The 19,313-nt window shown below is 64.4% G+C and carries 19 protein-coding genes and 1 tRNA gene; 5 read left to right on the top strand and 15 right to left on the bottom strand.

What is annotated here, in order from left to right; genetic code table 11:
- Positions 1 to 161: 161 nt before the first annotated feature.
- Complete coding sequence (locus tag SMA01S_RS01455) at positions 162 to 410, top strand: hypothetical protein (protein WP_066816501.1); 249 nt, start codon at positions 162 to 164, stop codon at positions 408 to 410.
- 48 nt (positions 411 to 458) lie between these two features.
- Complete coding sequence (locus SMA01S_RS01450; protein ID WP_066816500.1) at positions 459 to 713, top strand: hypothetical protein; 255 nt, start codon at positions 459 to 461, stop codon at positions 711 to 713.
- A 95-nt stretch (positions 714 to 808) separates the two neighbouring features.
- Here SMA01S_RS01450 and SMA01S_RS01445 read toward each other — a convergent pair whose 3' ends face one another.
- Positions 809 to 1,963, bottom strand: a complete 1,155-nt coding sequence (locus tag SMA01S_RS01445; protein WP_066816499.1) for a hypothetical protein — start codon at positions 1,961 to 1,963, stop codon at positions 809 to 811.
- Between the two features lie 171 nt (positions 1,964 to 2,134).
- Here SMA01S_RS01445 and SMA01S_RS01440 point away from each other — a divergent pair, with 171 nt between their 5' ends.
- Complete coding sequence (locus tag SMA01S_RS01440) at positions 2,135 to 3,226, top strand: fatty acid desaturase family protein (RefSeq protein WP_066816849.1); 1,092 nt, start codon at positions 2,135 to 2,137, stop codon at positions 3,224 to 3,226.
- A gap of 110 nt (positions 3,227 to 3,336) precedes the next feature.
- Here SMA01S_RS01440 and lptG read toward each other — a convergent pair whose 3' ends face one another.
- From lptG to obgE, 8 genes are all read right to left on the bottom strand, one after another.
- Positions 3,337 to 4,437 (bottom strand): LPS export ABC transporter permease LptG, encoded by a 1,101-nt coding sequence (lptG, locus tag SMA01S_RS01435; RefSeq protein WP_174543063.1) that lies wholly within the window; start codon positions 4,435 to 4,437, stop codon positions 3,337 to 3,339.
- A complete protein-coding gene (lptF, locus tag SMA01S_RS01430; protein ID WP_174543062.1) occupies positions 4,434 to 5,663 on the bottom strand; it encodes an LPS export ABC transporter permease LptF in 1,230 nt (409 codons plus the stop codon). The genes lptG and lptF overlap by 4 nt, the downstream gene beginning before the upstream one ends.
- Positions 5,664 to 5,763: 100 nt before the next feature.
- Complete coding sequence (locus SMA01S_RS01425; protein ID WP_066816498.1) at positions 5,764 to 7,710, bottom strand: ATP-binding protein; 1,947 nt, start codon at positions 7,708 to 7,710, stop codon at positions 5,764 to 5,766.
- Between the two features lie 49 nt (positions 7,711 to 7,759).
- Positions 7,760 to 9,022 carry a serine palmitoyltransferase gene (gene spt, locus SMA01S_RS01420; protein ID WP_066816496.1) on the bottom strand — a complete coding sequence of 421 codons (1,263 nt, stop codon included), beginning with the start codon at positions 9,020 to 9,022 and terminating at the stop codon, positions 7,760 to 7,762.
- Positions 9,022 to 9,267 (bottom strand): acyl carrier protein, encoded by a 246-nt coding sequence (locus SMA01S_RS01415; protein WP_066816494.1) that lies wholly within the window; start codon positions 9,265 to 9,267, stop codon positions 9,022 to 9,024. The genes spt and SMA01S_RS01415 overlap by 1 nt, the downstream gene beginning before the upstream one ends.
- Before the next feature lie 60 nt (positions 9,268 to 9,327).
- Positions 9,328 to 10,233: an SDR family oxidoreductase gene (locus tag SMA01S_RS01410; protein WP_066816492.1), complete on the bottom strand. Its 906-nt coding sequence runs from the start codon at positions 10,231 to 10,233 to the stop codon at positions 9,328 to 9,330.
- Entirely contained in the window at positions 10,230 to 11,348 is a 1,119-nt protein-coding gene (gene proB / locus SMA01S_RS01405; protein ID WP_066816491.1) for a glutamate 5-kinase, read from the bottom strand. The genes SMA01S_RS01410 and proB overlap by 4 nt, the downstream gene beginning before the upstream one ends.
- A gap of 48 nt (positions 11,349 to 11,396) precedes the next feature.
- Complete coding sequence (gene obgE, locus SMA01S_RS01400) at positions 11,397 to 12,443, bottom strand: GTPase ObgE (protein WP_066816490.1); 1,047 nt, start codon at positions 12,441 to 12,443, stop codon at positions 11,397 to 11,399.
- Positions 12,444 to 12,697: 254 nt separating this feature from the next.
- Between obgE and SMA01S_RS01395 the strand changes: the two genes are divergently transcribed.
- A complete protein-coding gene (locus tag SMA01S_RS01395) occupies positions 12,698 to 13,582 on the top strand; it encodes a helix-turn-helix domain-containing protein (protein ID WP_169804157.1) in 885 nt (294 codons plus the stop codon).
- A 209-nt stretch (positions 13,583 to 13,791) separates the two neighbouring features.
- Here SMA01S_RS01395 and SMA01S_RS01390 read toward each other — a convergent pair whose 3' ends face one another.
- The 6 genes from SMA01S_RS01390 to hspQ form a co-directional block, all read right to left on the bottom strand.
- Complete coding sequence (locus SMA01S_RS01390; protein ID WP_066816488.1) at positions 13,792 to 14,388, bottom strand: TetR/AcrR family transcriptional regulator; 597 nt, start codon at positions 14,386 to 14,388, stop codon at positions 13,792 to 13,794.
- 83 nt (positions 14,389 to 14,471) lie between these two features.
- A complete protein-coding gene (locus SMA01S_RS01385; RefSeq protein ID WP_174543061.1) occupies positions 14,472 to 15,023 on the bottom strand; it encodes a GNAT family N-acetyltransferase in 552 nt (183 codons plus the stop codon).
- Between the two features lie 169 nt (positions 15,024 to 15,192).
- A complete protein-coding gene (rpmA, locus tag SMA01S_RS01380) occupies positions 15,193 to 15,462 on the bottom strand; it encodes a 50S ribosomal protein L27 (RefSeq protein WP_066585833.1) in 270 nt (89 codons plus the stop codon).
- 17 nt (positions 15,463 to 15,479) lie between these two features.
- Positions 15,480 to 15,860, bottom strand: a complete 381-nt coding sequence (gene rplU / locus SMA01S_RS01375; RefSeq protein ID WP_066816487.1) for a 50S ribosomal protein L21 — start codon at positions 15,858 to 15,860, stop codon at positions 15,480 to 15,482.
- A 140-nt stretch (positions 15,861 to 16,000) separates the two neighbouring features.
- A complete protein-coding gene (locus tag SMA01S_RS01370) occupies positions 16,001 to 18,454 on the bottom strand; it encodes a TonB-dependent receptor plug domain-containing protein (RefSeq protein ID WP_066816485.1) in 2,454 nt (817 codons plus the stop codon).
- Positions 18,455 to 18,618: 164 nt separating this feature from the next.
- A complete protein-coding gene (gene hspQ / locus SMA01S_RS01365; RefSeq protein WP_066816845.1) occupies positions 18,619 to 18,999 on the bottom strand; it encodes a heat shock protein HspQ in 381 nt (126 codons plus the stop codon).
- 135 nt (positions 19,000 to 19,134) lie between these two features.
- Between hspQ and SMA01S_RS01360 the strand changes: the two genes are divergently transcribed.
- Positions 19,135 to 19,224: transfer RNA gene (locus tag SMA01S_RS01360), tRNA-Ser, on the top strand.
- Positions 19,225 to 19,313 lie beyond the last annotated feature (89 nt).

Here is a 19,313-nt window from a genome sequence, read left to right as displayed (position 1 = left end):
CCGATCTTTGGTGCAAAATCCCGCGCTTTGGTTCGCGGTGCCAATGCCTACATTTGTAGTCATTCACTAAATCATTGATTTATAACATTTTCAGTGTTTGGCATACTTAATGCACCAATACACGTGCTGGTCACCCCCGCCAGCTAGTTAGGAGCAGGAAGATGTTCAAATACACGATCGCTGCAGTCGCGGCCTTGGGCGTTTTGGCGGGTGGCCCCGCGCTCGCCTCGGGCAAGGTCAAGAGCGACGCTGCGGCCGCGAAGGGTCAGCAAGCCGCCGCCAATGGGTCGACGCGCTATTGCTACCTTGTCCCCGCGACGACCGGCACGATCATCGACCGCAAGGTGTGCAAGACGCTCGACCAATGGCGCGCCGAAGGCGTCGACCCGACCAAGCCGCAGAATAACTGAGCAAGGTAGAAGCGCGGCATCCGCCGCGTCGTTCGAAAGGATGAAGCTATGATCAAGACCATGATGACAGGTTTCGCCACCGCCGCGGCGCTGACGATGACTGCCGGCTCCGCGCAGGCCGCCGAGCCGCGGATGGCTGGGGATGCGGCGCCCGCAGCCCGCGCCACGCCGACCGCTGAGTCCACGCCGCAACCGAAATATTGCGTGGTCGACACCGTCACCGGATCCCGCATTCCGCAAAAGGTCTGCAAGACGCGCGAAGCCTGGATGCGCGAAGACGGCTTCGATCCGCTCAATCGCTGAGCGGGTTCCGGCCCTGGCCGTACACAATGGCCCCGTCCGGCCAGGGTCGGAACATTACCAATACCCGCCGCCCATGGGCGGCGGGGTTTTTTACGTCAAATCCGTTTCTCGTAGATCTGATAGACCTTGTTGACCTTGCTATCGATCGCGTCTGCGATGGCATTCATGCCCTGATTGTCGTCGAGCACCCAGCCGATCTCACCGCGCGTCGCAGCGTAGCGCGAGATCGCGGCGCGGCGGATATATTCGATCATCATGAAGGCCAGCTGGCTCGCCATCCGCGACGCCTGCAATTCCTTGACCACGCCCATCAGCGGGACACGCATCGTCTTCGCCTGAGGCTTGCGCAACCACAATAGTAGCTTCGCCCAGCCGAACGGCAGCAAGTTGCCGTTCAACGGCTTGATCGCTTCGTTGAGGTCGGGGAGCGTGATCATGAAGGCGACCGGCTTGCCGTCGAGCTCGGCGATACGGATCAGGTCGTTATAGACGATCGGCTTCAGCATGACGCCGATATCGTCGATCTCGGGCGGGGTGAACGGCACGAACCCCCAATTGTCCGACCAGGCGTCGTTGAGGATGTAGAGGATGATCGCCGCTTCCTCATCGAACTTCGACTTGTCGACCTCGCGAATACGGATGCGCTCGTTGCGCTCGCCCATCTGGACGATGCGCTGGACGATCGGCGGGAATTCCTTGGTGATGTCGAGGTCGTAGGTCATGACTTGCTTGACCGGCTGATAACCGGCGCGCTCGATCCAGCCCTGATATTCGGGCTTGTTGTGCCCCATCATGATCGTCGGCGGATGATCGAAGCCCTGGATCAGCAAGCCCGGCTCTTCCCAGATCGACGCGCTCAACGGCCCGAGCACGCGGTTCATGCCCTGGCCCTTCAGCCATGCCTCGGCGGCGGCGATCAGCGCCTGCGCGATCGCTTCATCCTCGGCGTCGAAATAACCGAACTGGCCGCAGCCGGGTCCGAATCCCTGGTCGGCCGGCATTTCGAGTGCCAGCGTGTCGATATGCGCGGAGATGCGACCGACGACCCTGCCGTCGCGCTCAGCCAGGAACAATTGCTGCTTGGCGTGGCTCAGCCAACCGTTCTTGCCCGGGATCAGCTTTTTCAGCGCGTCGCCCTTCAGCGGTGGCACCCAATTGGGGTCGTCCTTGTAGAGGCGATAGGGCAGGGCGACGAACTTCTTCAGGTCGCCCTTGCTGTCGATCGGGCGGATGGTCAGTTGACCGGGCATCGGCACCTCATGCACTGGAACAGTCCGCGCGTTAGGCCTTGTCCGTGGCTTCGACAATCCCGCGGCCATGCCGTTTTACGCGAGATGAGAAATTGCGATCACCCTGATCGCGGCGGCTTCGTCGTTGGAATGCCACCGTGTCGCCACTATGTTCGGCCAATGGCGATCCCCATGGATACAATCGCGACTCTCGACCGCCGCACCGCCGGCGCGGCCAATGCCGCGCCCGTGCGCGTGCGGATCGACGACGACAGGGCAATGCTGAAGGCGGCGGCGGATCTGACCCGCGACCTCAACGTGCCCAATCCGCGCATCTATTGGCTCGACATGCTGCTGTCGGCGGCGATCGGCTATGCGGCGTTGGCCGGTGCGATCCTGGCGCCGTCGATCGGCTGGGCGATCGCGGCGGGCGCCGTCGCGGTCCTGGCATTGTATCGCGCCGAAAGCTTCATCCACGAACTCACCCATATCAAGCATTCGGCGGTGCCGGGTTTCCGACTGGCCTGGAACCTGCTGGTCGGCATTCCGCTGCTCACGCCGAGCTTCATGTACGAGGGGGTGCATAACCTCCACCACGCCCGGACGCGTTATGGCACGGCGGAAGACCCCGAATATCTGCCGCTTGCGCTGATGAAGCCCTGGACTTTGCCGGCGTTCCTGCTGGTGTCGGCACTGGCGCCGATCGCCTTGCTGGTCCGCTACGCCATTCTAACGCCGCTCTCTTTGGTCGTGCCGGCGTTGCGCCGCGTCATCGTCGCGCGCTATTCGGGCCTGCAGATCAACCCGTCATTCCAGCGCAGACCGCCCGAGGGAGAGGCGCGCCGGCTGTGGCACCGGCTGGAGGCCGCCGCCAGCTTGTGGTCGATCGCGCTGATCGCGCTGACCGCGACGGGGATCATCCCGCTCAAGGCGTTCGTGACCTTCCTGATCGTCGCCTCGGCGGTCGCAGTCATCAACCAGGTACGCACGCTCGTCGCGCATCTCTGGGAGAATGAGGGCGAAGCAATGACGGTGACCGCGCAATATCTCGATTCGGTCAACGTGCCGCCGCCAGCAGTCCTGCCGATGCTGTGGGCGCCGGTCGGCTTGCGCTATCATGCGCTGCATCACCTGTTGCCCGGGCTACCCTATCACGCGCTCGGCACCGCGCACCGCCGCATCACTGCCGCGCTCGAGCCGGACTCGCCTTACCACAAGGGTAATTACAAGGGGTTGCCGGCGCTGGCGGTCCGCCTTGCCGCCAACACGATGAAGGCGCGCTGATCGTCGCCACCCCGGACTTGTTCCGGGGTCCCCGGTGTTGCCGGTTGGATCCCGGAACAAGTCCGGCATGACGGAAGGGCAGGCAAAGCGACGGCGATCGAACCGCCGCTTTATTCCTCGGTCCGGATCAGCACCGCTTCGCCGATCATCAGGAACAGCACGAATGGCGCCCAGGCCGCGAGCATTGGCGGATAGGCGCCGAGATTGCCCATCGCGAGCGCGAAATTGTCGACCACGAAATAGGTGAAGCCAAGCGCCATGCCGATCACGGCGCGGATGAAGAGCTTGCCCGATCGCGCAATGCCGAACGCCGCGATCGCGCCAAGCAGCGGCATCAGGATCGAGGATAGCGGCCCGGACAATTTGTGCCACAGATCGCCTTCGAGCGCCTTGGTCGGGCGGCCCGCTGCCTTGAGGTCGCCGATCGCCGACCATAATTCGGTGAACGACAGGCCATCGGCATCGACCGTGGCCAGCGTGAACTGGTCCGGGCGCACGCCTTCCCCGACCACGACCGCGCCCAGGTTGGTCGCCACGCCGCCGGCGACGTCGAACTTCTGCGCCGGCCAGATCCGCCAACCCTTGCCTTCACGGCGGCCCTGGGGAGCGGAAATCGTCGCCTGCAGCTCGCCGGCCTTGTCGCGGTCGTAGAAGGTGACGTCGGTCAGGGTCGCGGCGTCGCCCCGGCCCTTGACCAGCTTGACGTTGATCAGATCGTCACCCGACCGCGTCCATATGTTGACGCGGTCGCCGCGGTCGATCGGGATCGGCGCATAGTCGACCTTTTGCCAGCGGTTGAGCGTGGCGGTCGCCCGGCTGACGATGCGGTCGTTGAACGCGAAGCTGATCGCCGCCACGCCGATCGCTGCGATGATCATCGGGGCCAGCACTTGATGCGCCGACAGGCCCGACGCCTTCATCGCGATGACTTCGGAATTCTGGTTGAGCGTCGAGTAGGTGATGATTGCGCCCAGCAACACCGAATAAGGCAGGAAACGCGCAATGATCTCCGGTGTGCGCAGGCTGATATAATGCCAGACTTCGGCCTGGCCATTGCCGGGATGCGCGAGGATACGCCCAGATTCGCTGAGCGCGTCGAGGAACTGGAGGACGATGACCAACGCCGCGAGCACCGCGAAGGTGCGCACGAGAAAGCTCTTCGCCATATAGATCGTCACCGTCCGTGACGGAAAGAACTGCATCGAGATCATGCCGGCTGGGCCTCCGGCTCGTCGTCATCACCGTTGCGGCGCTCTCGTCTGAACGGAAGCCAGCGCACGACGACCTTGCTGATCTTGGCGAAGACGCGTTCCAGCGCGCCGATCGGCTGGCCGCCGGGAACGAACGCGATCGTGTAATACATCCAGAGCACCAGCCCGGCGAAGACCGCGAACGGTACCCACAAAGCGATAAGCGGGTCGACCCGGCCCAGCCCGCCAATCCCTTCGCCATATTCGTTGACCTTGAAATAGGTCACGATGATCACGATCGACAGGAACACGCCCAGCGCGGAAGACGATCGTTTGGGCGGGACGCCCAGCGCCAGCGCCAGCATCGGCAACAGGAACATCGACACCACTTCGGTGATGCGGAAATGAAACGCGGCGCGGCTCGTGTCGCGCAGCGGTTCGGGTTGCGTTCGGTCGCGGCCGATCTGGGCAAGTTCGGGCAGGGTGAATTCCAGGTTGCGCCCGCCGCGTGCGCGGAACGCGCTGGTCGGGGGCAAACGGATCGGGAAGTTCCAGATGTTGAAGCGCAGCACGCGCGGCACCGCGACCTTCGCCTCCCTGCTGACCAGCGTACCGTTGGTCAGCTGGAAGATGATTTCGTCGGGATCGGGCGCGGCGTAGAATTTGCCCTTTTCCGCGGTGACGGCGAACGAGCCGCCTTTGTCGTCGTTGCGCTGAACGAAGATGCCCTTCAATTCGCGCCCTTCATCCTTGCTTTCCTCGATCCGGACGGTGGGACCGTTGTTCGGGAAGGTGGTGAATTCGCCGACCTTGATCGAGGCGCCGAGCGCGCCGGTGCGCAATTCGTAGCGCAGATTCTCGTAAGCATATCGCGCCTTGGGCTGGACATAGCCGACGATGAACAGATTGAGGATCGCGAGCACGATCGTGTACATATACGGCACGCGCAGCAACCGTCCGTAGCTCATCCCCACCGCGCGCAGAATGTCGAGCTCCGACGATGTCGCCAGCCGCCGAAAGGCGAGCAGGCAGCCGAGCATCAGCCCGATCGGGATGCCGAGCCCGAAATATTCCGGCAGCAGATTGGCCAGCATCTGCCACACGACGCTGATCGGCCCGCCTTCGGTCGCGACGAAGTCGAACAGCCGCAGCATGCGGTCGAGCACGAGCAGCATCGCCGCGATCACCAGGGTGGAGAAAAGCGGCAACGCGATCAGCCGGGCCATGTAGCGATCGATGGACTTCATGGCTGACGAAAAAGGAGTCCTTCTCGGCCGGGAGCGGCTGGGGAGATGATCGAACGGCTATAGGGCGGCATTCGGTCCGCGTCAGCCGGAAAAACTGCCTTTATTCGGCGGCCAATTGGTCCGTCGGCGTTGGTCGATCCGCGATCGCATCGGCGATCGCGCGTTCCAGCCCGGCGATGGTGAACGGTTTGCGCAAGACCGGCCGTCCCCCGAAATCGGCCGCCGACCCTTCGCCCGCATAACCGGTGACGAACAGCACGGCCAGATCGGGGCGCCGCGCCAACAATCCGGCGATCATCTCCGGCCCGGTCTGGCCGGGCATCAGGACATCGGTGATGACGAGATCGAACGGCCCGAGATCGTCGACCATGCGCGGCGCGTCGAGCGGGTCGGGGCACGGTACCGCGCGATGCTTCAACTCCTCGAGCGCGCCGATCGTGGCGTTGAGAACGCGCGGATCATCCTCGACCACCAGCACGCCGAGGCCGCGAATCGACGGCACCGCGGACGGCGACGCGACGTCCGCTTTTTCCGCCACATCTCCGACGCCGGCGTGACGGGGAAGGTAGAGCGTCACCGTGGTCCCTTCGCCCTCGACCGAGGCAATCGCGATCTCGCCGCCCGACTGGCGGACGAAGGCGAAGATCTGGCTAAGTCCCAGGCCGGTGCCCTTGCCGACGGGCTTGGTCGTGAAGAACGGTTCGAACACCCGTTCCAGAACCTCTGGCGCCATGCCGCAGCCAGTGTCGCTGACCGCGATCGCGACATGGTCCCCCGCCAGGCAATGGCCGATCTCATTGGCCGCGAGCGTCCGCGCGCTGGCCCGGATCGTCAGCTTTCCACGGCCGTCCATCGCGTCGCGCGCGTTGACGGCGAGGTTGAGGATGGTGTTTTCGAGTTCGTGGCGGTCGGCCCAGATGTGCCAGGAGGATCCGTCGTCGCTCGTCTCCACCGTGATCGCATCTCCCAGCGTACGGTCGAGCAGGTCGGACATGCCTTCGATCGCGGCGATCGGCGTGAGCGGTTCGGGATTGAGCGCCTCCTCACGCGAAAAAGCGAGCAGCCGCCGGGTCAGCGCCGCCGCGCGATGAGCGCCCTCCGTGGCGTTGTCGAGATGGCGGCCGACGCCCTGTGGATCGCTCTTCAGCGTGCGCCGGGCCAGTTCGAGACCACCCAGAACCACCGCCAGCATATTGTTGAAATCGTGGGCGATCCCGCCCGTCAGCTGGCCGACCGCTTCCATCTTCTGCACCTGGCGCAGCTTGGCTTCCTGCGCGCGCAAGGCCTGGGTGGCTTCGTTCACCGCGTCCTCGAGCGCCGCCGATCGTTCGCGTTCGACATCGGCGTCAGCGCGCGCGACCGCGCGCTCCCGCATCACGCCGATCGTCAACCAGCCGAGCACGACCGCCGCGATCAGGATCAGCATGCCGAACATCGCCAGGACCATCGCCACGGTATTGGACCGCTGGATCGATGCGGCGGCCGTCGCCACGCGCTGGTCGAGCAGTCCGTGTTCGGAATTGATGATCGCGTCGAGCTGGCGGTCGATATCGCGCAACGTCGCCGATTTTCCTGCGGCGTAGAAGCGCGAATAGGCCTGACTATCCTTCTTGTACGATGTGCTGAGCGCGGTGACCGCCAGTTCCTTGCCGCGTTCCTCATAGGTCGCGCGCAACTGGTCGATCAGATGCTGTTGCGCGGGATTGTCGTTGGTCAGCGCATCAAGCCGGTCGATCTGGTTTCGCGCCGAACTCCATTCGTCATAATATTCGCGACCGACCAGCTGGTCGCGGCTCATCACGTATCGCCCCAGCGCCGCTTCGGCGTGCGCGATCGTCCCCGACAGCGTTCGCGCCAGGATCATGACGTCGTAGCTGTGGCTCTGCGCCTTGAGCGCGCGATCGCGCTGCGCGGTCGTATCCGACAGGATGACGATCAGCGCGACGACGATGCCGGTGCCGAGTAACGCCATGACCGCCAGGGCAATGCCCCGCCAGACCGTGCGTGCCTGATCGACGAGCCCCAGCTCGGCGTCGTTCCCGCTCATGGTCGTCTTGTACCGAATCGGTTGAATCGAGGAAAGCCCGCAAGTTCCCTCAATTTAGCGCGTGCGCTGCCCGCCCTGCCGCTTCGAAGCGCTCCAGCACCGTCGCAATCTGTTCGGCCGTATGCTCGGCGCACAGCGAACACCGCAGCAGATAGGTGCCTGCGGGCGTCGCGGGCGGCCGTGCCATGTTCACATAGACGCCGCTGTCGAGCAGCGCCTGCCACATCATCACCGCCTGCGTCTGATCGTCCAGGATCACCGCGATGATCGCGCTGTCGGGGTTCTCGGTCCCCAGTTTGAAGCCCAGTCGGGTCAGCCCGCCATGCAATTGCCTGGCATTTTCCCACAGATGCGCACGCTTGTTATGCGCATGCTGGAGCTTGCGGATCGACATTGCCGCGGTGGCCACGACCGACGGCGGCAGGCTGGCGGTGAAGATATAGGGGCGGCAGGCCAGGCGGATCGCCTCGAATTTGGGGTGATTGGACACGCAGAAACCGCCAACGGTGCCGACCGACTTGGAGAACGTGCCGACGATGAAGTCGACATCGCCCTCGCACCCCTGGGCCTCGTACACGCCGCGGCCATTGGGGCCATAGAAGCCCATCGAATGCGCTTCGTCGGACAGCACCATCGCATTGTGCTTCTTGGCGACCGCGACCATTTCCTTGAGCGGCGCGACATCGCCCAGCATCGAATAGACGCCTTCGAGCACGACCAATTTGCCCGGCTCCTTGGGCAGGCGGCCGAGCCGCTTGTCGAGATCCTCGATATCGTTGTGGCGGAAGCGGACGATCTCGGCATAGCCCTGTTTGCAGCCGTCATAGATCGAGGCGTGGCTGTCGGCGTCGAGAATGACATATTCGCCCTTGCCGGCGAGCGTCGAGATCATGCCGAGATTGGCCATATAGCCGGTCGAAAAGACGATCGCGCCGGTCGTGCCGTAGAAATCGCGCAGCGCCTGCTCGACTTCCATATGGTCGCGGAAGGTGCCGTTGAGCATGCGGCTGCCATTGGTGCCCGATCCGAACTGGTCCAGCGCGTCCTTGCCCGCCTGGATGACATCGGGGTCGAACGTCATGCCCATATAATTGTAGGTGCCGAGCAGGATCGTGTCCTTGCCCTTGATCACCGCCTCGGTTGGCGACTTCACCTGTTCCATCACGATCGCGAACGGATCGGTTACGCCGCTGTCGAGCAACGCCTGACGCTCGGCGATCAGCCCGTCGAACTTGGACATCAGGTCGCGCTCGGGGGCGATCGGCGACGGGTTTTCGGGAAGCGCCTCGGCAGTGTCGATCGCGTCGGTCATCACGCGTCCTTCAGCTTCTGGACGGCATCGACGAGCTGGCCGACGGTTTCGATTTCAGCCTGCATATTCATCGTGATGATGATGTCGAAATCGTCCTCGATCGCCGCGACGAAATCCATCACCGTCAGCGAATCCCATTCCAGATCGTGCTGGAACGTGGTCGCGTCCGACAGAGCGACGCCCTTCTTGTTGAACGGCTGGATCAGTCCGGTGACGGTCTCGAATATTGCTGCGCGGTCGCTCATTGTCATGTCCTTGTGGTCGCGAAGGCGTTGCCCGCCAAATGCGGCGGCTTTCCGGCAGGGTTATAGCGACCCTTGGGCGCGATACCATTGCGCGGTCGCGGCCAGTGCCGTTGGGGTATTCTCTTGGGGCGCCCAAACCTCAGTCGGCGGCGTCGCATGGCTGACCCAATCGCGATGGCAGAAATAAGCGACGCGATCGGGCGTCAGCTTCGCGTTCTTGCCGCGGAACAGGCCATCGAGCGCGGCGATCGCGTCGAGGACCGGGCGGGGCAGGGGAAGCGGCAACACCTTGCTGTCCATCGCCGCGCCGATCGCGCGAGCGAAATCGCGATGGTCCCAACCGTCGGGCCTGCCGTCGTCGGGTTCGACGATCTCGCGGGTCAGCGCGTTGCTGGTGGGCAGCGCCAGCAACAGCCGGGTCAATTCCCCGACCGCGATCACCGACATTCGTCCGCCGGCCGGGGGCAGCGGCACGATATGGCGTTTGGCGAGCTTGAACAGCTCGAGCATTTCCTGATCGCGCGGGCCGAAGATCGCCGGTGGGCGCACGATCGTCCAGTCGAGATTGCTAGCGATCAGCAATTTGTCGGCTTCCGCTTTCGACCAGCCGTAGAGCGACAAATCCGGCTCGCGCGCGGTGAGCGAGGACACCTGCACGAAGCGGCGGATGCCGGCTGCTTCGGTCGCGGCGATGAGCGCACGCGTCCCATCGATATTGCCCGCGGCGAAGCCCGCGCGGTCGGGTGCGTTAATCACCCCGGCAATGTGCAGCACCGCGTCGGCGCCCTGGACCAAAGCTGCCAGACTGTCCGGCTTGTCGAGCGCGCCTTCGACCCAGGTGATTTCGGCCCGCTCCGCCTGCGGCCGCCGCGTCAGCGCGCGCAGTTGATGGCCTTGCGCCAAGGCATGTTCGATGAAATGACTGCCGACGAACCCGGTGCCGCCGGTGACCGCGATCACCGTCATGTCAGCACCATGTGGTTGCGATGGACGAGCGCGGCGCGCGGGGCATAGCCGAGAATGGCGGCGGCTTCGTCGCTGCGCTTGCCCGCGATCCGCACGGCGTCGGCAACGTCATATTCGGCAAGCCCGCTTGCGATCACGCCGCCGGGGCCGGCGATCGCGATCAGATCACCACGCGCAAAGTCGCCCTCGACCCGAACGGCGCCGGCCGGCAACAGGCTCTTGCCCTGGTTGAGCGCGGCAACCGCGCCCGCGTCGACATGGACGGTCCCGCGTACCGTGAGGCGTCCACCCAGCCACGCTTTGCGCGCGGGCGCGGCGCGTTGCGCCGGGAACAGCGTGCCGTGACCGGTCTCGACATAGCGCGCGAACGGGTGATCCACCCGGCCGGAGGCGATCGCCAGCGCGATGCCGGCGCGGGTCGCGATCTTGGCGGCCTGGATCTTCGACGTCATGCCGCCCGATCCCATGCCCGACGTCGATCCGCCCGCCATCGCCTCGATCGCGGAGTCGATCCGCGGCACGCGTTCGATCAGCGTTGCGCCGGGCAGCGAAGGCGCGCGGTCGTAGAGTCCGTCAATGTCGGACAGCAACAGCACGCCTTGTGCGCCTGCCGCCTGCGCCACCCGAGCCGCCAACCGATCATTGTCGCCGAAGCGGATTTCCTCGGTCGCGACCGAATCGTTCTCGTTGATCACTGGCACGACGCCGAGCCCGAGCAGCCGGCCCAGGGTCGCCGCAGCGTTGAGATAGCGGCGACGATCCTCGAGATCGTCCAGCGTCACCAGCATCTGCGCCGCGGTCAGCCCTTCCGCCTCCAGACACTCGGCCCAGACCTGGCTCAGCGCGATCTGGCCGGTCGCCGCGGCCGCTTGCGCATCTTCCAGGCTCGCGCGTCCGCCTTTGGTGAGCTTTAGGCGCCGAGCGCCGAGCGCGATCGCGCCCGACGAGACGATCGCGACCTGCTGTCCGGCCCGCACCGCTACGGCGATGTCAGCGGCCAGTCCTGCCAGCCAGTCGCGCCGCACTTCGCCTTCCGGCGACACGAGCAGCGACGATCCGACCTTGACGATCAAGCGCGGGCAGTGCGCCGCGGCAAAGAGCGAAGTCTTCGACATCGCGCTCCGCTTAGCGAGCGTCGCGCCGTCCCGCTACCGGCGAAACGATCAGAGCGGTGACCATCGCACCTCATCCTCGCCGCCATCATCGTCGACCGGTGACTCGTGGGTCGGGATGGCTTCGAGCAATTTGTCGAGTGCCCAGTCGACGCCGACGCCGCTCGCGGCTGAAATCGGGATCACTTCGCCGCCGCTCGCTTCCTCGAGTTCTGCGGACAAAGCGGCAATCAGCTCGTCATCGAGCGTGTCGATTTTGTTGAGCGCGACGACCACCGGCTTGTCGATAAGCCCGCCGCCATAGGCTTCGAGTTCGTCGCGCACGATGCGATAGCTTTCGGCGACGTCGGGATCGTTGGCGTCGACCAGATGGAGAAGCACCCGGCAGCGCTCGATATGCCCGAGGAAGCGATCGCCCACGCCGGCGCCCTCGGCCGCGCCTTCGATCAGTCCGGGAATGTCGGCTATGACGAATTCGCGCCCCTTGTGCCTGACCACGCCCAATTGGGGCCGCGTCGTAGTGAAGGCATATTCGCCCACCTTGGCCTGGGCGTTGGTCACCTGGTTGATGAAGGTCGACTTGCCGGCATTGGGCAGACCGACCAGCCCAGCGTCGGCGAGCAGCTTGAGCCTGAGCCAAACCCAGGCTTCTTCGTATGGCCAACCGGTACCATGCTGACGCGGTGCGCGATTGGTCGACGTCTTGTAGCTGGCATTGCCGCGCCCACCGTCGCCGCCACGCAGGAACGTGATGCGCTGCCCGACATGGGTGAGATCGGCGAGCAGCGAACGCTCTTCGTCGTCGGCCAGGATCTGGGTCCCGACCGGCACCTTGATGACGAGGTCGTCGCCGCCGGCGCCGGTGCGGTTCGACCCTGCGCCGCCGGTGCCGCGCGGCGCGCGGAAATGCTGGGTATAGCGGAAGTCGATCAACGTATTGAGGCCGGCGACCGCTTCGAACACGATGTCGCCGCCCTTGCCGCCGTCGCCGCCATCGGGGCCGCCATATTCGACGAACTTCTCGCGCCGAAAGCTGACTGCGCCGGGGCCGCCGGCGCCCGAACGGACGAAAATCTTGGCTTGATCGAGGAAGTGCATAGAACTGCCTTAGCCGCGTAACGCCGCGCTGCTAACCCCCCGACCGCCATTCCCGTATTCGAACGCCGCTTGATCCAAGGCAATTGCCTTTCTTGCTGCAGCGCACATAAGGGAAGCGCGGGGGTATCAAGATGGTCGTTGATGTGTCTCATGTCGGCGCGTCGCTTTTCGGCGGTCGGTTTGCAACGAGCGATTTGCCCGAACGCGATCGGCACGAGGCGTGGTGCAGTCGTTCGCCATCGACCGTCGGGCGGTTGTACGAAACACGTCCGCACGAGCCGTTCGACGTCGCCACGGATCTGGTGATGCTGGGACCGCTCAAGATTCATTTTTCGACGATCTCCGGGCAATCGTTCGAGCGGACCCGGGCAATGGCGGCTGCCGATGGCGTCGACGATCTCGTCGTCAACGTGCGGTTTCGCGGCGGGGCGGTGGGGGACATGAACGGCGCCGCGCTCGATGCGCTCGGCGAATCGACGTTGCTCACCGATATGGCACAGCCGCAGCATCATGTGTCGGAGGCGAGCTCTACCGCCTATTTCCACGTCCCGCGCGCGCTAGCCGAACGATATCTGCCGAGCGTTCGCTCGCTCCACGGCCTGGCAATTCCTCCCTCCACCGCCGCACTGCTCCGTGAGCATTTGCGGCAGATCTGGCGTCATGCCGATCATCTGTCGGTCGATCACGGCGCACGGCTGGCGGGGACCGTCATGGATCTGCTCGCGGTTGCCGTGGCGCAGGAACGCGGCGGCCGCGCGACGCCCGAGGCAGTGGCAGGCGCCGCCATGACGCGTGCGCGGGCGGAGATAGAGGCGCGACTTGGCTCGGCGACGCTGACCGTCGCCACCTTGTGCCGCGCGTTGGGCATCTCGCGTTCCGCGCTTTACCGTCTGTTCGAGGATGAGGGCGGTGTGCATGCCTATATCAGGCAGCGCCGGCTGGAGAGTGTCGCGGCGGCGCTTGGTGAGTCCACCGAGCACGACCGTATCGCGGACATCGCCGAGCGATGGGGGTTTTGCGATGCCGCGTATCTGGGGCGGCTGTTTCGCGAACGGTTCGGCATGACGCCGTCCGACTATCGTGCCTTTAGTCGCTCTCGACCGGCACTGCAGTCCAGTGAGACGCCCCGCGCGGCCTGACCATGCCGGTGCCGCAGCGTTTGCATTGCGCGCGGTAGCCATTGCCCTCGTGCCAGACTCGCCGCGAGCGGCGGTGGCCGATAATCCGGCAGATCAAGGCATTGGTATCGGGGTTGAAAGACATGAGCGCGATCTAGGACAGCGCAGGCCGGCTTGAAGCCGACCAGCGTCCCGCTCACTATTGGCCTTGTTCCAAATCGGGTGGATCGTCAGCGATCGGGCGAATTGCCGTCGCGCAGCGCCTGATAAGCGAGTTGGCGCGCGCGGTCGCGCGGCAAACCGAGCGCGCGGGCGAGGGGCGCGCCGAACAGGGCGTCCCCCAGCGCCATGATGACGAGCTGCAATGTTTCGTCCTCGATCGGGCGATCCTGCTTCGAATGACCCTCGGTCAACTCGTCGACCAGATCGTGGATGGCGTTGAGGATCGGATCGAGCGCATCCTCGTTGCCCGACAGGATCATCCAGCTCGCCAGTGCACCGGCGCCGCCGGTATCGAACGCATCGAACGCTAGGTCGACGACTTCGCGCGGGTTCTGGTCTTCGGTGCGCTGGCGAATCACGGTTTCGCGGATGGTGGTCGAGATGAACTCCGCCATCCGTTCGATCAGCGCCTTTTGCAGCCCGGCGGCCGAACCGAAATGATGCAGCAGATTGGCGTGAGTCCGTCCGATCCGTGCCGATACGGCCTTCAAGGTCACCGCCTGCGGACCCAGCTCGACCAGCAGGTCGCGCGCTGCATCGAGAGCAGCTTCGCGCGATTCCTCGGGGCTGAGGCGACGACGGACGGGAAGGGGAGTCACTGACATGAATGACCTGTCGGACGTTTGACACATGAAATCAATCCGCCGCCGTCCGGCACGGATCCGGACGGCGGCGGTCGATCTCGACCTCAGGCCGCGATCTGCATTCGGCATGCCGGCTCGTCAGCGTCGAAATCGAGCGCCAGCGTGACGCTCTCGACCTCATGCCCACGCGCAAGGCAATAGGTGGCGGTCCGCCCGGTCGGCCGGAAGCCGAGCTTCGTCAACACCTTACCTGAGGCGGGATTGTCGACGAAATAGCGCGAGCGCAGCCTCTTCAGGCCCATCGCGAATCGCGCAATGCCGAGGACGGCTTTGCCCGCCTCGGTGGCGTAGCCGCGACCCCAAGCGTCGGGGGTCAGCCAATAGCCGATCTCGTAACCGTCCATATCCTCGGCCGGGTGGATGCCGATCCCGCCGACCAGCCGCGGCGTCGCTTCCTCGTGTGCGAGGATCGACAGCGACACATTGTCCTTGGCTCGCGGCGTCGCCAGCCATTCGGCGGCATTGGCCTCGGTATAGGGCCAGGGCACCCGCGACAGCTTGGTCACGACTTCCTCATGGCCGATCGCCTGGGCGATCGCGGCGGCGTCCTCGGGCCAGCCGGGACGTAATGTCAGTCTCTTGGTCCGCGCGAACATCTCACTCTCCGTATCGTGCCGAGCCGCTCGCACGTCGATGTGACGTCTCTGCGACCCGGAAGTGGAGGGAGCATGAAAAAAGGGAGCCGGGGCGACCCGTCTCCCTTGTTCGGTCTCTGGTTAGCCCGAGACCCGGGTCGCCCTGGTGGGCAACCCGTGCGGTTGCCCGTTATTCTGCGGCTTGCGCCATAATGTCTACCGAGCAGAACTTTCGGCCGAGCTTGCCCTCGTGGAAGGTCACGCGACCGTCGGTAAGCGCAAAAAGGGTATGATCCTTGCCCATGCCGACGTTGCGGCCGGCATAGAATTTGGTCCCGCGCTGACGCACGATGATGTTGCCGGCGACGACTTCCTGTCCGCCGAACTTCTTCACACCGAGGCGACGGCCAGCCGAATCGCGACCGTTGCGCGACGAACCGCCTGCTTTCTTATGTGCCATCTCTACTCTTCCCGATCTTAAGCTTCGGCAGCCGGGGCTTCAGCGCCGGCCTCTTCGGTCTTCTTGGCGGCGGCCTTCTTGGGCGCAGCCTTCTTCTCGGCGGCGCCGATCGACACGATCTTCAGGATCGTGTGGTTCTGGCGGTGGCCGTTGCGACGACGATAATTGTGACGACGACGCTTCTTGAAGACGATGACCTTCTCGCCCTTCGCCTGCGCGACGATCTCGGCGGCGACAGTCAGGCCGTCGGTCGGCTGCAGGTCCGAGCCCTCGCCGGCGAGCAGGACGTCGCCCAGCGTCACCGAGCTACCGGCTTCTCCGTCGATCTTCTCGACGACGATCTTGTCTCCGGCGGCGACGCGATATTGCTTGCCGCCCGTGCGCACGACTGCGAACATGGCCCTATTTCTCTTTCAAATCCGTATGCCCGCGAAGGCCGGGGCCCCACGGTTGAAGGGGCGCGCCTAAGGGAGTGAGGTGATTCTGTCAACCGTGGCGGCGCGGTTTTGTGACCGCGCCGCCGTGTCTTGCCCGTCCCTTACCAGTTGAAGCCCACGCGCGCATAGAGATAGCGCCCGTTGAAGCCGAACGGCGAGTAGTAAGGGAAGCCGACTACGCCGGTCGTGTTGTTCGCCGCGATGGTCCTGTCCGGATAGATGTCGAACAGGTTGTTGACGCCGAGTGCGACCTGCGCGCCTTTCTTGGGCTGGTAGCGCAACTCGAAGTCGGTGATCGCGTGCTGTCCGGTATGGATGTCGGCAGCACCACTGGCCGCCGTGCCCGGCTGATTGACATCACCATAATAGGTCACGCGCGCCGTCGCGGCGAGATTGTCGAGCGACCAGTCGATCGAGCCGGTGATCTTCTCACCCGGCGTACCCTGCTCGAACGTCAGGATGCGGCTGCGCGCGAACAGCGTGGGAGCCGGATTGAGGTTGACCGCGGTCGATGTCGGTACCTTGGTGATGTCGACCTTGTTGACGTTGGCCGCGACCGTAAAGTCGAACGTACCGGCGCCACCCGACTTCAGCCGGTAATGTGCAACCGCGTCGATACCCTGTGTGGTTGACGCCAAGCCGTTGATGAAGAAGCGCGCCGCCTGCACGCCATAGGGTGCAAGGATTCCCGCGACTTGTGGGCTGAAGCTCGCCTGGATGTTCTCCGACAGGCCGATCTGGTCGCGGATCTTGATGTAATAGCCATCGACGGTGAGGTCGAAACCGCCCACGCGGATCACCGTGCCGGCGGAAAAGTTGGTCGACTTTTCGGGCTTGAGCGGCAAGCCGCCCAATGCCGTGGCTACCGGCGAAACAGACGGGTAAAGGCCGGTCAGCAGTGGCGCGCCATTCTGGATCACCGACGCGACCGAGGTGAAATATTGCTGCTGCAGCGCTGGCGCCCGGAAACCGGTCGACGCGGTGCCGCGCAGCGCGAACCACGGAGCGAAGTCGTATCGCAGCGAGACCTTGCCGGTACCGGTCGTCCCGAAGTCCGAATAATCCTCACCGCGACCGGCGATTCCGACCAGGAACTTATCGGTGACCTGTGCTTCGAGGTCGAGATAGATCGATCCGTTCTGGCGATGCCGCTTGATCGCGTTGACCGGCGCGAAGCCGACAAAGCCTTGCGCGCCGGGCTGGGCGAGCGGGAATGCGGTGCCGGAATTGTACGATGCGGGCTCGCCCGCCTGGATCTGGAAGCCTTCGCGGCGCCCCTCGACGCCGAACGCGACGTTGAGCGACTGGAAGACGTCGAACTTGCGCGACACGTCGACGCCGCCGACCAATTGATCGTAGATCAACGCGCCGTCCGAGAAGCCGGTTTGGGTCGCGGCGCCATAAGTGTAGTTGGCCGAGTTCAGCGTGCGGAACCCGATCTTGTTGCGGCCATAGGAGACGTTCAGATCGACGTCCCAACCAGCCACGTCGCCTTTGAGTCCCAAAGCGGTGTTGAGGTCGCGCGACTTGGTATTGATGATCGGCAGGAAACCGTTGGGATATTGCGTCAGCGTGTTGCCAACCGTGTTGGCACCCGAGATCACGACAGTGGGCAGGCGAGGAAAGGCCGCGCTGCGGCTATCGCGATCCTGATAACCCGCCCAACCATAAAGCTTCCAGTTGCCACCGATCGACGTGCCGAAATTGGCGAACAGGCTGTACTGCGTGACCGCCGGATCGCCGAAGCGGCCGGTCACGGCGCTGGGCGTAACACGCGGGTCGAAATCGGCGCGGTTGGTCGGCTGGCGGTTCACGAACTCGCCCGAGATGGTCAGATAGCCGTCCTGGCCGAAGCCGATGCCCTGCCAGCCCGACACCGACACGGTGTGCTCGCCATTGGTGTGGCGATCGCCGCGCGCGGTCTCGATATCGGTATTGTAGAAACCATAGGTTGTCGAAACGCCGCCGCCCGAGCGCGCTTCACGCAGGCGGAGGTTGACCACGCCGGCGATCGCGTCCGAGCCATATTGCGCCGACGCACCGTCGCGCAGCACTTCGATGCGATCGAGCGCGACGGTCGGGATGGTGTTGAGGTCGGTCGCGGCCGATCCGCGGCCGACAGAGCCGTTGATGTTGAGCAGCGCGGAGGTGTGTGCGCGAACGTTGTTGATCAGCACCAGCGTCTGGTCGGGCGACAGGCCGCGCAGCGTAGCCGGGCGAATCGCGTCGGTGCCATCCACGGCGGAGGGACGCGGGAAGTCGATCGACGGCGCGACCGAAGCGAGCGCCGCACCGAGTTCGGTAGTTCCCTGGTTACGTAGGCTGGCGCCACTCAGTACGTCGACAGGCGATGCCGTATCGAGCTTGGTGCGCCCGGCAACGCGCGTGCCGGTGACGACGATCTCACTACCCGGGGCGGCGTCCTGATCGCTGGCGCCAGCATCTGTTTGCGGCGTTGCGGGGGCAGGCGGGGTGTCCTGGGCGAAGGCAGAATGGCTAGTTGCCAGCGCGATCGTGGAAACGGCGATCGCCAACGCGGCGCGGTTGAACCTCATGAAATTACCCCTTTATAAGCGGGGGACGCACGTCCCGATTACCCTGTTGCGGCGGATATCGTCACAGGTTGGTAACATTGCTAGACGCTGGGCAGGGCGATGGACCGCAAGTTTTTCTTGCGATGCACAAAAGTCACACACCGGTCGATTGGCGGGCGCGTGCCCTAGTGGCGATGCTCGCGGCGCAGATTATAGCGGCCGTGGGCAAAGCCAGTGAACAGGCCGTCGATCGCCGGATGATCGACCGGTTCCTCGCTATCGTCGTGCAACAAGTTCTGTTGGCTGACATAAGCGACGTAGCTCGACTCCCCGTTCTCGGCGAGCAGGTGGTAGAATGGCTGCTCCTTGGACGGGCGCAGGTCCTCGGGGATCGATTCATACCATTCGTCGGTGTTGGCGAAGACCGGGTCGATATCGAAAATCACCCCGCGAAAGTCGAACATCCGGTGGCGAACGACATCGCCGATCGTGAACCGCGCGGTCGCGACGGCTGGCATCGGCACACCGGATTGCGAAAGCACATCATGGGGTTCGGAACGAGTCATGACCATAATGTAGAGTTTCTTCGGCGCTGCACAAGCGGACCGCTTGCGCGCGCGGACCGCGTGCGTTAGAGGCGCCGCCTTCGACCAGCACCCGCACCGTCCAAACAGTGCATAAAGGTGCGGAACTCCCAGTGCGGAGAGGTGCCAGAGTGGTCGATTGGGACGGTCTCGAAAACCGTTGTGCGGGTAACCGTACCGTGGGTTCGAATCCCACCCTCTCCGCCACGGGATGGTCCACAGCGGTCCGGACCGCCAATGTCGACATTCTCCAGAAAACAGACGCTTGTCGCTAGCTTCTCCCCGCGCATTTGCCG

It is taken from the genome of Sphingomonas mali NBRC 15500, from assembly GCF_001598415.1.
Taxonomy (GTDB): domain Bacteria; phylum Pseudomonadota; class Alphaproteobacteria; order Sphingomonadales; family Sphingomonadaceae; genus Sphingomonas; species Sphingomonas mali.
Note: the sequence above shows the minus strand (reverse complement) of the source record. Positions and strands in the feature narration are given on the sequence as shown.